The 12,938-nt window shown below is 59.5% G+C and carries 12 protein-coding genes; 3 read left to right on the top strand and 9 right to left on the bottom strand.

The annotated features are described in order from the left end of the window. Positions 1 to 269: 269 nt before the first annotated feature. The 9 genes from msrQ to mrcB form a co-directional block, all read right to left on the bottom strand. Positions 270 to 890 carry a protein-methionine-sulfoxide reductase heme-binding subunit MsrQ gene (gene msrQ / locus AO268_RS23920; RefSeq protein WP_076965023.1) on the bottom strand — a complete coding sequence of 207 codons (621 nt, stop codon included), beginning with the start codon at positions 888 to 890 and terminating at the stop codon, positions 270 to 272. Then, complete coding sequence (msrP, locus tag AO268_RS23915; RefSeq protein WP_099170046.1) at positions 890 to 1,903, bottom strand: protein-methionine-sulfoxide reductase catalytic subunit MsrP; 1,014 nt, start codon at positions 1,901 to 1,903, stop codon at positions 890 to 892. The genes msrQ and msrP overlap by 1 nt, the downstream gene beginning before the upstream one ends. Before the next feature lie 63 nt (positions 1,904 to 1,966). Next, the gene (gene pssA, locus AO268_RS23910) at positions 1,967 to 2,824 is read right to left on the bottom strand and encodes a CDP-diacylglycerol--serine O-phosphatidyltransferase (RefSeq protein WP_076965025.1); all 858 of its coding nucleotides are present in this window, start codon (positions 2,822 to 2,824) and stop codon (positions 1,967 to 1,969) included. 143 nt (positions 2,825 to 2,967) lie between these two features. Continuing rightward, a complete protein-coding gene (ilvC, locus tag AO268_RS23905; RefSeq protein WP_003176099.1) occupies positions 2,968 to 3,984 on the bottom strand; it encodes a ketol-acid reductoisomerase in 1,017 nt (338 codons plus the stop codon). A gap of 46 nt (positions 3,985 to 4,030) precedes the next feature. Continuing rightward, complete coding sequence (gene ilvN / locus AO268_RS23900; RefSeq protein ID WP_003176102.1) at positions 4,031 to 4,522, bottom strand: acetolactate synthase small subunit; 492 nt, start codon at positions 4,520 to 4,522, stop codon at positions 4,031 to 4,033. Positions 4,523 to 4,524: 2 nt separating this feature from the next. Beyond that, positions 4,525 to 6,249, bottom strand: a complete 1,725-nt coding sequence (locus AO268_RS23895; protein WP_099170047.1) for an acetolactate synthase 3 large subunit — start codon at positions 6,247 to 6,249, stop codon at positions 4,525 to 4,527. A 431-nt stretch (positions 6,250 to 6,680) separates the two neighbouring features. Continuing rightward, positions 6,681 to 7,010, bottom strand: coding sequence for a YqcC family protein (locus AO268_RS23890; RefSeq protein WP_076965026.1), 330 nt, complete (start codon positions 7,008 to 7,010; stop codon positions 6,681 to 6,683). Then, the gene (locus AO268_RS23885; RefSeq protein WP_099170045.1) at positions 7,010 to 7,741 is read right to left on the bottom strand and encodes a tetratricopeptide repeat protein; all 732 of its coding nucleotides are present in this window, start codon (positions 7,739 to 7,741) and stop codon (positions 7,010 to 7,012) included. The genes AO268_RS23890 and AO268_RS23885 overlap by 1 nt, the downstream gene beginning before the upstream one ends. Positions 7,742 to 7,757: 16 nt before the next feature. Beyond that, on the bottom strand, positions 7,758 to 10,082 hold the full coding sequence (gene mrcB, locus AO268_RS23880; protein ID WP_099170044.1) for a penicillin-binding protein 1B: 2,325 nt from the start codon (positions 10,080 to 10,082) through the stop codon (positions 7,758 to 7,760). Between the two features lie 117 nt (positions 10,083 to 10,199). On the opposite strand from mrcB, the gene AO268_RS23875 reads away from it, so the two are divergent. From AO268_RS23875 to AO268_RS23865, 3 genes are all read left to right on the top strand, one after another. Beyond that, on the top strand, positions 10,200 to 11,756 hold the full coding sequence (locus tag AO268_RS23875; RefSeq protein ID WP_099170043.1) for a bifunctional aminoglycoside phosphotransferase/ATP-binding protein: 1,557 nt from the start codon (positions 10,200 to 10,202) through the stop codon (positions 11,754 to 11,756). Positions 11,757 to 11,847: 91 nt separating this feature from the next. Further along, positions 11,848 to 12,192, top strand: coding sequence for a pentapeptide repeat-containing protein (locus tag AO268_RS23870; protein ID WP_099170042.1), 345 nt, complete (start codon positions 11,848 to 11,850; stop codon positions 12,190 to 12,192). 201 nt (positions 12,193 to 12,393) lie between these two features. Then, positions 12,394 to 12,666, top strand: a complete 273-nt coding sequence (locus tag AO268_RS23865) for a TfoX/Sxy family protein (protein WP_076965031.1) — start codon at positions 12,394 to 12,396, stop codon at positions 12,664 to 12,666. Positions 12,667 to 12,938 lie beyond the last annotated feature (272 nt).

Genomic DNA, 12,938 nt, shown 5'->3' with positions numbered 1-12,938 from the left:
GCGCTTCCGATCTCTCGTTAGCGGGAGGCGAATTCTACAGCGTTACACGCTGCTGTCAACACCTCTTTTTCTCCGCTTTCGACCGAGAGGATCGAAACGTTAATAGAGCCAAACAACATTGCTCTACTAACTCCTTCTGGGCTTCGATGGACTGAAGCAACTCGCTGTCGAATTCTGCGTAACTCTTTGTTTACCAAGGAATTTTCCGTTTCGACTGCGCCGGAAGTGGGGCGAATTATAGACTTCCAGAATCTGCCGTCAAGCGTTAATTACGCTTTTGTTGCAGAAGGTGCTTTTTTAGCAATAAGGCGGGGAATTCGGCGCATCACCGGTGGAATCCGTAGGACCAAAAGCAGCCCTCCTATAGAAGCATAGATAGCCCACTCCTTCAGGTCGGCACGCACAATCCACAGCATATGCAACAGACCAAGCCCCAGAATCACATACACCAGGCGATGCAACTTCTTCCAACGGGTACCCAATCGACGCTGGCTATAGCGATTGGATGTCACCGCCAACGCCAGCAAGCACAGGAACGCCAACGCTCCCACAATAATGTAGGGGCGTTTGCGCAGCTCGACGCCCAACTGCGACCAATCCAACCCAAGGATAAATACACAATAAGCCGCAAGGTGCAGCACCACATAAGCAAAGCACCACAACCCCAACTGCCGGCGCACGGCGATCCACCCCGCCCAACCGCTCAACTTTTGCAGCGGCGTCATCCCTAGTGTGACCAGCAACAGGATCAGGGTTCCCAACCCCAGGCGATCCACCAGCACTTTGCCGGGATCAGGCCCCAAGGTGAGACTCCAAGCCTCATACAACCAGTACAACGGCCACACCGCCACTGCGATAAAGACGCCGAGGCGCCAGATGGGGTAGCGCATCAGTAGTTTTTCCGCAGATCAAGGCCCGTATAAAGAGAAGCGACCTCATCCGAGTAGCCATTGAACATCTGCGTCTCGCGCACATTCGGGCTGAACAAGCCGCTAGGCAGACGCCGCTCCCGCGCCTGGGTCCAGCGCGGGTGATCGACCGTAGGATTCACATTCGCATAAAACCCATATTCATCCGCTGCAATACTTTGCCAGGTGGTCTTGGGTTGCTCGCTGACCAGGCTGATCCGCACGATGGACTTCACACTCTTGAAGCCATACTTCCACGGCACCACCAAACGCAGCGGCGCGCCGTTCTGGTTGGGCAATTCCCGCCCATACATGCCCACGGCCAGGATCGCCAAAGGGTTCATCGCCTCATCCAGGCGCAACCCTTCTATATAGGGCCAGTCGATCAGGCCGAAACTTGAACGCTGGCCCTGCATGCTCTTGGGGTCCTGCAGGGTTTCAAAGCGGATGTACTTGGCCCTGGAGGTCGGCTCCACCTGTTTAAGCAAAGCCGATATGGGAAAGCCTATCCAGGGAATGACCATCGACCACGCCTCGACACAGCGTAGACGGTAGATTCGCTCTTCCAACTGATAGGGCTTCATGAAGTCTTCCAGGGCGTAACGCCCCGGTTTTGCGACCTCACCATCAATCACGACGCTCCATGGCTCGGTCTTGAGGGAACCGGCATTCGCCGCTGGGTCGCCCTTGTCCGTACCGAACTCATAGAAGTTGTTGTAATGGGTCGCATCTTTGAACGGCGTGATGGCCTCGTCTTTGACCGTCACCGCCTGCCATTGCGTGCCAGGCAGCTTCTCGACAAACCAGCCGGGAGCCTTGCCAGGCTCGACATCGGCATAACGCGCAGCATCAGCCGCACTTGCCCAACGCGGCAGGCTGCTGGCAGCAATACCAGCCAGCGCGCCACCAAGCAAACTGCGGCGGGAGAAATAGAGGGATTGCGGGGTGACATCCGATTCGTGGCAGTCGGACGCTTTGGGTAACTTGATTAACATGGCAACTCCGCAGCATTGGAGAACTGATGCACCAATAGACTGCGGAGTATGGGGGAAATTACATTAAGGCAATGTTTTGCCCCGGCGCAGATGCAACAGGTACTGAATCGGCCCCGACGCCGCATACACCAGGAATGCCAGCAGCAGAATGCGCGGTGGATCGCTGAAGACCACGGCGAACACCAGCACCACCACCAAAATGGCCACAAACGGTACGCGCCCTTTGAGATCCAGCTCCTTGAAGCTGTTGTACTTGATATTACTGACCATCAGCATGCCTGCTGCCGCCACCATCAACGCCACCAGGAACGACATCTTGGAGCCCTGGATGCCGTAATCACTGAACGCCCAGACGATACCCGCCACCACGCCTGCCGCAGCCGGGCTGGCCAGCCCGATGAAGTAGCGCTTGTCCGCCGTCCCCACCTGGGTGTTGAAGCGAGCCAGGCGCAATGCGGCACCGGCGACATAGATGAAGGCAACCATCCAGCCGACCTTGCCCATATCCCCCAGGGCCCAGGCGAATGCCAGTAACGCCGGCGCAACCCCGAAGGCAACCATGTCCGACAACGAGTCGTACTCGGCACCAAAGGCACTTTGGGTATTGGTCATCCGCGCTACGCGACCATCAAGGCCGTCGAGCACCATCGCAATGAAGATCGCAATGGCCGCAAAACCGAAGTATTTGCTCGCGCTCGCCGCATCACCTGCCGCCAGCGCGCTCTGGGCACTCATGGAATTGATGATGGAGTAGAAACCGGCAAACAGGTTCGCCGTGGTGAACAGGTTGGGCAGAAGATAGATGCCACGATGCCGGACCTTGCGGCCTTGTGCGTCATGCCCTTCTTCGACATGCTCATCGATCGGCAGCAGGCTTTCGGCGTCAGAGGCCTGGTTTGGCTCTTCGGGACGTTCGCTCATGGACTTTACCTTGCAACGGTGTGAAAAAATTCGACAGACACTTGCGGCGAGTGTTCGCCCGCAAACGATGCAGCTTTATACCAGAACCGGCTCTCAAACGAAAAAACGCGGCCGAGGCCGCGTTTTTTGTAGATACGTGCGACTTAGTTCTTGGCTTTGTCGACGATCTTGTTGGCACCGATCCACGGCATCATGGAGCGCAGTTGCTCGCCGATGACTTCGATACCGTGTGCGGCGTTGTTACGACGCTTGGCGGTCATCGAAGGGTAGCCGGTAGCGCCTTCGCTGATGAACATTTTGGCGTATTCGCCGTCCTGAATACGTTTCAGGGCGTTGCGCATGGCCTGACGGGATTCGGCGTTGATCACTTCCGGGCCGGTCACGTACTCGCCGTATTCGGCGTTGTTGGAGATCGAGTAGTTCATGTTGGCGATACCGCCTTCGTACATGAGGTCAACGATCAGCTTCAGTTCGTGCAGGCACTCGAAGTAGGCCATTTCTGGCGCGTAGCCCGCTTCAACCAGGGTTTCAAAACCGGCTTTTACCAGCTCAACGGTACCGCCACACAGAACGGCTTGCTCGCCGAACAGGTCGGTTTCGGTCTCGTCCTTGAAGGTGGTTTCGATGATGCCGGTACGCCCGCCGCCAACGCCAGCTGCGTAGGACAGTGCAACGTTCTTGGCGTTGCCCGAGGCGTCCTGGTAGATCGCGATCAGGTCAGGGATACCGCCGCCCTTGACGAACTCGGAACGCACGGTGTGGCCCGGTGCTTTCGGCGCGATCATGATCACGTCGAGGTCAGCGCGCGGTACAACCTGGTTGTAGTGGATCGCGAAGCCGTGGGAGAAGGCCAGGGTGGCGCCTTTCTTGATGTTCGGCTCGATTTCGTTCTTGTACAGCGCGGACTGGAACTCGTCCGGGGTCAGGATCATGACCAGGTCGGCAGCCGCAACAGCGGAAGCCACGTCAGTCACTTTCAGGCCGTGGGCTTCAGCCTTGGCCACAGTGGCCGAGCCTTTACGCAGGCCGACAGTGACGTCGACGCCGGAGTCTTTCAGGTTGCACGCCTGGGCGTGGCCCTGGGAGCCGTAACCGATGATGGCGACTTTCTTGCCCTGGATGATCGACAGGTCACAATCTTTATCGTAATAAACTTTCATGAGGTTCCTCTATATATCCAGGCCGTAAGGCCATTCGCTAATTGGGTTAGATGCTGAGTACTTTGTCGCCACGGGCAATCCCGGTGACACCACTGCGTACGGTTTCCAGAATCGAGGCCGTCCCGATCGACTGGATGAAGCTGTCCAGTTTGTCGCTGGTACCGGTCAGTTGAACGGTATAAACGCTGGCGCTCACATCGACGATCTGCCCACGATAAATATCGGTAGTGCGCTTGATCTCGGCACGTTGGGCGCCCGTGGCCTTGACCTTGACCAGCATCAGCTCACGCTCGATGTGGGCACTTTCCGACAAATCGACCAGCTTGACCACTTCGATCAGCTTGTTGAGGTTCTTGGTGATCTGCTCGATCACCTCATCGTGGCCCACGGTGGTCAACGTCAGGCGCGACAGGGTCGGGTCTTCGGTCGGCGCCACGGTCAGGCTTTCAATGTTGTAGTTACGCTGCGAAAACAGGCCGACCACACGAGACAGAGCGCCCGGTTCGTTCTCCAGAAGCAGGGAGATAATGTGCCGCATGATTAGGTTCGCTCCGTCTTGTTCAGCCACATATCGCGCATTGAGCCGTCTTTGATCTGCATCGGGTAGACGTGCTCGCTGGTGTCGACCTGAATGTCGAGGAACACCAGGCGATCCTTCATGGCGAACGCCTCTTCCATCTTCGGCTTGAGATCCTTCAAATCGGTGATGCGCATGCCGACATGGCCATAGGCCTCAACCAATTTGACGAAGTCAGGCAGCGACTCCATGTAGGAATGGGAGTGACGACTGTTGTAGCTCATGTCCTGCCATTGGCGAACCATGCCCAACACACCGTTGTTCAGGCAGACGATCTTCACCGGCAAGCCATATTGCAGGCAGGTCGACAGCTCCTGGATGTTCATCTGGATACTGCCTTCGCCGGTGACGCACGCAACGTCGGTATCCGGGAAACTCAGCTTCACCCCCATGGCCGCCGGGAAACCAAAGCCCATCGTGCCCAGGCCACCGGAGTTGATCCAGCGGTTAGGCTTGTCGAACTTGTAGTACTGCGCGGCGAACATCTGGTGCTGACCCACATCGGAGGTCACAAAGGCATCGCCCTTGGTCACTTCGCACAGGGTTTCGATCACGGTCTGTGGCTTGATGATGCTGCCGTCGCCCTTGTCGTAAGGGAACAGGCCGCGGTCACCGCGCCACTCGTCGATCTGCTTCCACCAGCTGGCAACGGATTCTTTGTTCGGCGCCTGGCCGATGTCCTTGAGCGCGGCGACCATTTCGGTCAGTACGCTTTCCACAGGCCCCACGATCGGCACGTCGGCCTTGATGGTCTTGGAGATGGACGCCGGGTCGATGTCGATGTGGATGATCTTGGCATTCGGGCAGAACTTGCTCGCGCCATTGATTACCCGGTCATCGAACCGCGCGCCCACGGCCAGGATCACATCGGCATGGTGCATGGTCAGGTTGGCCGTGTAGCTGCCGTGCATGCCGAGCATGCCGACGAACTGACGATCCGAACCCGGGAAGGCACCGAGGCCCATCAAGGTGTTGGTCACCGGCAAGTTGAGCAGCTTGGCCAGTTCGGTCAAAGGCGCGGAACCGCCGCCCAGGATCACGCCGCCACCCGAATACAGCACGGGGCGCTTGGCCGCCAGGAGCATTTCTGCCGCCTTGCGGATCTGCCCCGAGTGTCCACGCACGGCCGGGCTGTAGGAACGCAGCTTGGCTTTCTTCGGGAAGACGTATTCGAATTTTTCCGCCGGGTTGGTCATGTCTTTCGGGATATCGACCACCACAGGCCCCGGGCGACCGGACTGTGCGAGGTAGAAGGCCTTTTTCATGACTTCCGGGATTTCCGAGGCGTGCTTGATCATGAAGCTGTGTTTCACGATCGGCCGGGAAATACCGATCATGTCGGTTTCCTGGAATGCATCAGTGCCCACCATGGTGCTCGCCACCTGGCCGGAAATGATCACCATCGGAATAGAGTCCATATACGCAGTCGCGATGCCGGTAATGGCATTGGTTGCGCCAGGGCCGGACGTTACCAGCACCACGCCGGCTTTACCGGTGGCACGGGCATAACCGTCAGCCATATGGGTCGCGGCCTGTTCATGGCGAACCAGGATATGGTTGACCGCCGGTTCCTTGAACAGTGCGTCGTAGACATGCAGCAGAGCACCACCCGGGTACCCGTAGATATAGTCGACGCCTTCGTCACGCAAAAAGCGGACGAGCATCTCACCGCCAGATAAAAGCTCCACGTTGTTCACCTCTAAAACGCCAGAATACCGTCCGTTGAAAACCGACGGGTCTTAATAGGTTTACTTCTCAACAGAGCATGAGCGACGGTGGTCGCCGACTACGTCAGCACTGACTGAGCAAGTATTGGGATCGTCCCAAGTGTTGCGGGCTTTTCCCACCCAGCGCGAGGTAACGCGTTGCGGGTGTAACAGGTCGGCGCGGATGTGCGCCTCATGATCTGCTGAGCGGGCCTGCTTCTGGCAGTCCCGATACAGCGGACTTTGGATTCTTCTGTTTCAGCCCCTTCAAGTCAAGCAATAATTGCGCTTTTTTCCAACTAAGCGCATGAGAACGTAGAAGAAAGGGCTTTGAGGAGGGATAAAACTCGCCTGAATGTCGTCAAGCGGTAGAAATGTGCGCAAGACTGCCGAAAAACCCGGCAGTCAGGCAATTAACGAGCGCCGACGATCAATTGGTCGAACTTTTTCAGCGCAGACCGCAAGCCGAGGCTCTCCCGGGGGCGATCGGCGTAGACCATCTCGGCCATCTCCAGGATGCCCGACGCATTGGGCAGCGGCAGGTCCTGTTCGAGGATCTGTTTCATCCGGGTCAGGAAGATCCACTGCAACCACTGATGAAAATCCAGGGTATCCACGGAAAACGGCTCGACACTGCTCAGCGCCTCGGCACTGGGGGACACTTCATCCCACCAGCCCGCCAGGCGCAATTCACGCTCTATCAGCAACAGCTGCTCGGCAATCGCCGGAAAACGCACATCCATCACAGACTGACCTTGGCCTTTTGCCGAGCCTGGGCGGCACCGGCGGCATCCCCCTGCTTCTCGCGCGTCTGGGCAATCAAGCCCCAGAGGCTGGCTTGCAGGTCAGGACGACCGTTGGCCATGGTCAGGCCACGACGGGCAAACTGCTCGGCTTGCGCGGCGTCACCCTGGGCCATGCGCACTTGTGCCAGGCGGTAGAGCACCTGCGGTTCACGCGGCGCGACACGCTGGGCGCGCTCAAGGCTGGACGAGGCACCGTTCAGGTCGCCACCGGCCTGCTGTTGCTGCGCGGTGGTGAGCAAGGCCAGGACCGGGCCATCCAACTGCTCGTCGGCAGACAGGCCGCCGGCATTGGCGGACGGAATTCCGCTCGGGGTCGACGGCATGTTGTAGGTGCCCTGGTTGACCGGCGCGGTATCAATCGGCGCGGAGGTCGACGGCCCCGGTGTGATCGGGCCCGGCGTCCAGGGTGCCGAGCTGATCGGCGCAGACGTGGTGGCACCACCACCCGGCACCATCACCACCACCCCGGAATCCTGGGGCACAGCCTGGGTCGTGGCAGGGTTTGGACGGGTGACCACGGTCTGGCGAAAACCGCCATTGGCCGAGATCCGGTCATTGTTGGACACGGCCGTGCCGGAATCCACCACCGGGATGGAGCCGCGCTGCACGGTGGAGCAACCACTGAGCAAAGCCAATGTTGTAACAGCTGGAATCAACCACTTGTTCACTTGAAACCCTCTTTGCTTAATTCATCCAGCCCTTGACCCAATCCATCACCGAATCCGCATCCGTGGGCACACCTGTGCCACACGGCGCGCCGGCTGGCGGTTCGCTGCCGCGAATATACGGCATCTGCACCGCGCCCGGACAGTTGGCGTCGGAGCCCTGACCGGTATGGGGATCGATCCAGGCCTGCACGATATTGTCAGGTTGCGGCATGTTCAGGGGCAGCGGGTCGGCCTTGCGCATAAAGCTGGTCCAGACCTGCAGGGCGCCGGTCGCACCGGTGAACGGTGTCTTGCCATTGTCATCGCGCCCCAGCCACACCACTGCCAGCAGGTCCTGGCTGAAACCGGCGAACCAACTGTCACGGGAGTCGTTACTGGTGCCGGTCTTGCCGGCCAGCGTCAGGTTGGACGGCAGCACGCTGTACACAGAGCGCCCCGTGCCTTCACGCATGACGCGCTGCATGGCGTTCTGGATCAGATAGATGGAGGCCGGGTCAAAGCGCTGCTCGATCTGGAACGGGTAGCGCTTGAGCGGTTCGCCTTCGGCCGTGAGGACACTGCGGATCCCGCGCATCGGCGTATTGAAGCCACCGTTGGCCAGGGTCTGGTACATGGTCGCGACTTCCATCGGGCTCAGCCCCCCCGCGCCCAGCAACATCGAGGGGAACGCCGGGAACTCGCGGCTCACGCCCAGTCGCGCCAGAGTCTTGAGCACATTCGGCACCCCCAGCTCCAGACCAAGCCGCGCCGTGGACAAGTTGTAGGAATGGGCCAGGCCCTGGTACAGGAACACCGTACCGTGGGAGCGACGATCATAGTTCTGCGGCTTCCACACCTGGCCGTCGGCGCCCTTGACCGAAAACGCTTCGTCGGACAGCCAACTGGTCAGGGTGTACTTGCTCGGTTTTTCCAACGCCGTGAGGTACACCGCCGGCTTGATCAGCGAGCCAATCGGGCGCACGGCATCCAGCGCACGGTTGAAACCGGCGAAGCTGGCCTGGCGGCTGCCGATCATGGCCTGGACTTCACCGGTTTCCGGGTTGGTCACTACCATGGCCGCCTCGACCTCATCCGAGCCTTTACGCCCGGCCAGGCGTTTGAAGGTGTCGCTGACCGAAGCTTCGGCCTTCATCTGCAGGATCGGGTCGAAACTGGTGAAGATACGCAGGCCTTCTTCGGTCAAGTCCTCGTCGCGATAGTCTTCGCGCAACTGGCGCTTGACCAGATCGATAAAGCCGGGGAATGAACTGTCGGCCAACTTGCCACGGGTGGTGACGCCCAGGGGCATCTTCTTCGCGGCGGCTACCTGCTCTGCAGTGGCGACGCCCTGCTGTTCCAGGACGTCGAGCACCAGGTTGCGGCGCTCCAGGGCCCGCTCCGGGTTACGGCGCGGGTTGTAATAGGACGGCCCCTTGACCATGCCCACCAGCAACGCCACCTGGTGCAGCTTGAGCTCGGACAATGGCTGGCCGAAGAAGAACTGGCTGGCCAGGCCAAAACCGTGCACCGCCCGCTGGCCATCCTGGCCGACGAACACCTCGTTGAGGTAGGCCTCCAGGATCTCCTGCTTGCTGTAGTGTAGCTCCAGCAACATCGCCATCATGGCTTCGGTGAGTTTGCGGGTCAGGCTGCGTTCACTGGTCAGGTAGAAATTCTTGACCAATTGTTGCGTCAGCGTACTGCCGCCTTGGGTCATCCGCCCGCCGGAGGTGTTGACCCACACCGCGCGGGCGATGGACTTGGGCGAGACGCCCCAGTGGCTGTAGAAATCCCGGTCTTCGACCGCAACCAGGGTTTCCAGCAGGTACGGCGGCACCTGATCGATCTTGATCAGGATGCGATCTTCAAGGTTCTTCGGGTAAATCCCGCCGATCAGCAGCGGCTCAAGGCGCACCACCGGCAGCTTGCCGCCATTGAGGGCGGACAGTTCGGCCACGTAATCGCCGGAGAAGCGCACGCGCACCGGTTGCGCCGTTTCCAGGCCTTCATAGAACTGGAAGCCCCGGGTATTCAAATCCACGGTATTGCCGCTGACCGCCGCCGCCCCCGGGCCGTTGACCACGGCTTCGCGCCGGTAGCCCAGCGCGTCGAGTTCGGTCAGGAAGTCTGCCTTGCTCAGTTTCTGGCCGGTAAACAGCTCCAGCGGGCGAGCGTAGACCTTCGCCGGGATGGTCCAGCGTTTGCCAGAGAACTTCTCCTGGACCACGGCATCGAGGTAGACCGCGATGCCTGCGATCACCACCAGGCCAACCAGGCCGAGCTTGAGCGCCCAGCCCAGCCAGGGGCGCAGGCTACGGGAAGGAGGTTTTTTACGGGAGCGGGGAGATCGGGTACGAGTCATGGCGGCGGATTATACGCATTTTATTGATGATCAACATGAACCGGACGGCGGTTTGCATGACCGGCTTGAGCGGCCATAATGCGCTCCACTCTTTTCCCAGACTCCGAAGGATCGCCTGTGAGCCAGCCACTGATTGCCGCCCTGCAAAACCCGGCCCTGTTTCCTCATCCGGTAGAAGCGTTTCAAGTCATCGAAACCCATATTTCCTGGGTCCTGCTCACCGGTCCCTATGCCTATAAAATCAAGAAGCCGGTGAACTTCGGCTTCCTCGACTTCACCCAATTGGACGCCCGCAGCCACTTCTGCAACGAAGAGCTGCGCCTCAACCAACGCCTGACGCAAGATTTGTATCTTGACGTGTTGCCGATCACCGGCAGCGTCGAAGCGCCGCAACTGGGCGGCGAAGGCCCGGCCATCGAATATGTGCTGAAAATGCGCCAGTTCCCGCAAAGCCAACTGCTGAGCACCTTGCAGGCCAATGGCGAGCTGACCTGCGGCCATATCGATGAAATGGCCAGCCAGATTGCGCAATTCCACCTCAACGCGCCCAAGGTTCCCGAGGCGCACCCCGCCGGCACCCCGCACGAGGTCATGGCGCCGGTGCGGCAGAACTTCGAGCAGATCCGTCCGTTCCTCAGCGACAAGGCCGACCTGGCCCAACTGGACGCGCTGCAAGCCTGGGCCGAGAGCAGCTTCGAGCGCCTCAAGCCCCTGCTGGAACAACGCAAGCTCAATGGTTTTATCCGCGAGTGCCACGGTGATATTCACCTGGGCAACGCGACCATGATCGACGGGCACGTGGTGATCTTCGACTGCATCGAGTTCAACGAGCCGTTTCGCTTCACCGACGTGTGTGCCGACACCGGCTTCCTGGCCATGGACCTGGAAGACCGCGGCCTCAAGTCCCTGGCCCGGCGCTTTATCAGCCAGTACCTGGAACTGACCGGCGATTACCAGAGCCTGGAGCTGCTGAACTTCTATAAGGCCTACCGTGCCCTGGTGCGGGCTAAGGTCGCACTGTTCAGCATGCCGCCCGAGGCAACGCCCGTGGAGCGCGCAACCACCCTGCGCCAGTACCGCAACTACGCCAACCTGGCTGAAAGCTACAGCACCATCCCCTCGCGCTTCCTGGCCATTACCCATGGCGTGTCGGCGACCGGCAAAAGCCATGTAGCGATGCGCCTGGTCGACGCCCTCGGCGCCATTCGCCTGCGCTCCGATGTAGAACGCAAGCGCCTGTTTGGCGAGCAACAGGTCGAAAACACTCCGCAAGCCGGGATCTATGCCACAGACGCCAGCGCCGCGACCTACACCCGCCTGCATACCCTCGCCGAAACCGTGCTGCGCGCAGGCTTCCCGGTGGTACTGGACGCGACCTACCTCAAGCGCGAGCAACGCGCCGCCGCCGCCCAGGTCGCAGAAGCCACCGGTACGCCCTTCCTGATCCTGGATTGCAATGCACCGCAGGCCGTTATCGCCAGTTGGCTGGCGAAACGTCAGGCAGATAAAAACGATCCGTCTGACGCTACCCTGGCGGTCATTGAACAGCAACAAGCCAGCCGCGATCCCCTGAGCACTGAAGAGCTGCTGCTGAGCAAGCGGGTCGAGACCAATGAAAGCGGGACGCTGGACGCGCTGGTTGCCCATGTCCGCCAGCGCCTGCCAGGGCTGTAGGAAATATTTCACGGCCGTGATGCGGTTAACAGCTCACGGCCTAAAATAGTGGCACTATAATGGCGTCATACATCCAACAGGAGATGCCGCCATGGGCCAGCCGAAGCTGCTTGATACTCCGCTCTACGCGCTGCTGCATAAAGATGACATCCGTGGCTTCAATCAGGAACGCCCCAAGGATGGCCCCATTGATATGCAGGGCGGCGACTTCCGTGGGCTTGACCTGCGCCACTTGGACGCCGAGGGCGTGGACTTCACCGACGCCTACTTCCGTTCGGCCGACTTGCGTGGCCTGGACCTGCACGGCTGCTCGCTGGAAGGCGCCAGCCTGGCCCATGCGCAGATTTCGGGCACTTACTTCCCGGCCGAATTGAGCGCTGACGAGATCCTTATGTCGGTCAATTTCGGTACTCGCCTGCGTTACCGCACCCGCTGACAGCCCCCCCTTATCCCCGGCTGCGCGCAACGCGGGCTGGGGGCTTGCGCCCACCACCGTCAAGATTCCAGCGCCAGCCTTAGAAGCGTTTACATCGTTTCTGAGCAAAGAACTACGCTTTTCCTACTGAGCGCTACACTCCTTTCAGGCTTGCCTGGTCACGATACCCACCGAACCATTCGGCCATCGCAAGGAGGCTTGATGAATGATGAGCTGCAACACCTGAAAAACCTTGGCAAGACTTCGGCGCAATGGCTGCATGCGGTGGGCATCCATAGCGCTTCGGACCTGCGCCGCCTAGGCGCAGTGGACGCCTACCGGGCGGTACGCACCCGCGGTTTCAGGGCGTCCAAAGTCCTGCTGTATGCCATCGAAGGCGCCTTGATGGATGTGCATTGGAATGATATTCCCACCGAGCGCAAGGAAGCCTTGAATCGCCAGCTGGAAGCGCTGTCGGCGCACAACAAAAACTGAGAAAGCCCAGTGTTTGCGCAGACTCCAAACAGGCGTTTGAGGAAACTCCCAAGGGACATGAAAACAAATGTTGACTCTCAAATGAGAATCGTTATGATTATCACAACTGGTCGCGAGATCAGCCGATAACTGAAAGACCATTGGTTCGGACTCTCAGCTTATCTCCTCATCAGGCTAATCACGGTTATTTGACCCGGCTCTTGCCGGGTCTTTTTTTGCCTGGGTTTTATGACCCGGACATATGAATACATTCCTTGTGGGTGCTGGCGTGC

The sequence above is a fragment of the Pseudomonas sp. ICMP 8385 genome (assembly GCF_002699915.1).
GTDB classification, from domain to species: Bacteria; Pseudomonadota; Gammaproteobacteria; order Pseudomonadales; family Pseudomonadaceae; genus Aquipseudomonas; species Aquipseudomonas gessardii.
The sequence above is the reverse complement of the archived record's forward strand: the minus strand, read 5'-3'. Positions and strand labels throughout refer to the sequence as shown.

Excerpts from the sequence above, each read along its gene's own strand:
- pssA (WP_076965025.1), bottom strand. The coding sequence starts at position 2,824 with ATGAGCGAACGTCCCGAAGAGCCAAACCAGGCCTCTGACGCCGAAAGC.
- AO268_RS23890 (WP_076965026.1), bottom strand. The coding sequence starts at position 7,010 with ATGGATGTGCGTTTTCCGGCGATTGCCGAGCAGCTGTTGCTGATAGAG.
- mrcB (WP_099170044.1), bottom strand. The coding sequence starts at position 10,082 with ATGACTCGTACCCGATCTCCCCGCTCCCGTAAAAAACCTCCTTCCCGT.
- msrP (WP_099170046.1), bottom strand. The coding sequence starts at position 1,903 with ATGTTAATCAAGTTACCCAAAGCGTCCGACTGCCACGAATCGGATGTC.
- AO268_RS23865 (WP_076965031.1), top strand. The coding sequence starts at position 12,394 with ATGAATGATGAGCTGCAACACCTGAAAAACCTTGGCAAGACTTCGGCG.
- ilvC (WP_003176099.1), bottom strand. The coding sequence starts at position 3,984 with ATGAAAGTTTATTACGATAAAGATTGTGACCTGTCGATCATCCAGGGC.
- AO268_RS23870 (WP_099170042.1), top strand. The coding sequence starts at position 11,848 with ATGGGCCAGCCGAAGCTGCTTGATACTCCGCTCTACGCGCTGCTGCAT.
- ilvN (WP_003176102.1), bottom strand. The coding sequence starts at position 4,522 with ATGCGGCACATTATCTCCCTGCTTCTGGAGAACGAACCGGGCGCTCTG.
- msrQ (WP_076965023.1), bottom strand. The coding sequence starts at position 890 with ATGCGCTACCCCATCTGGCGCCTCGGCGTCTTTATCGCAGTGGCGGTG.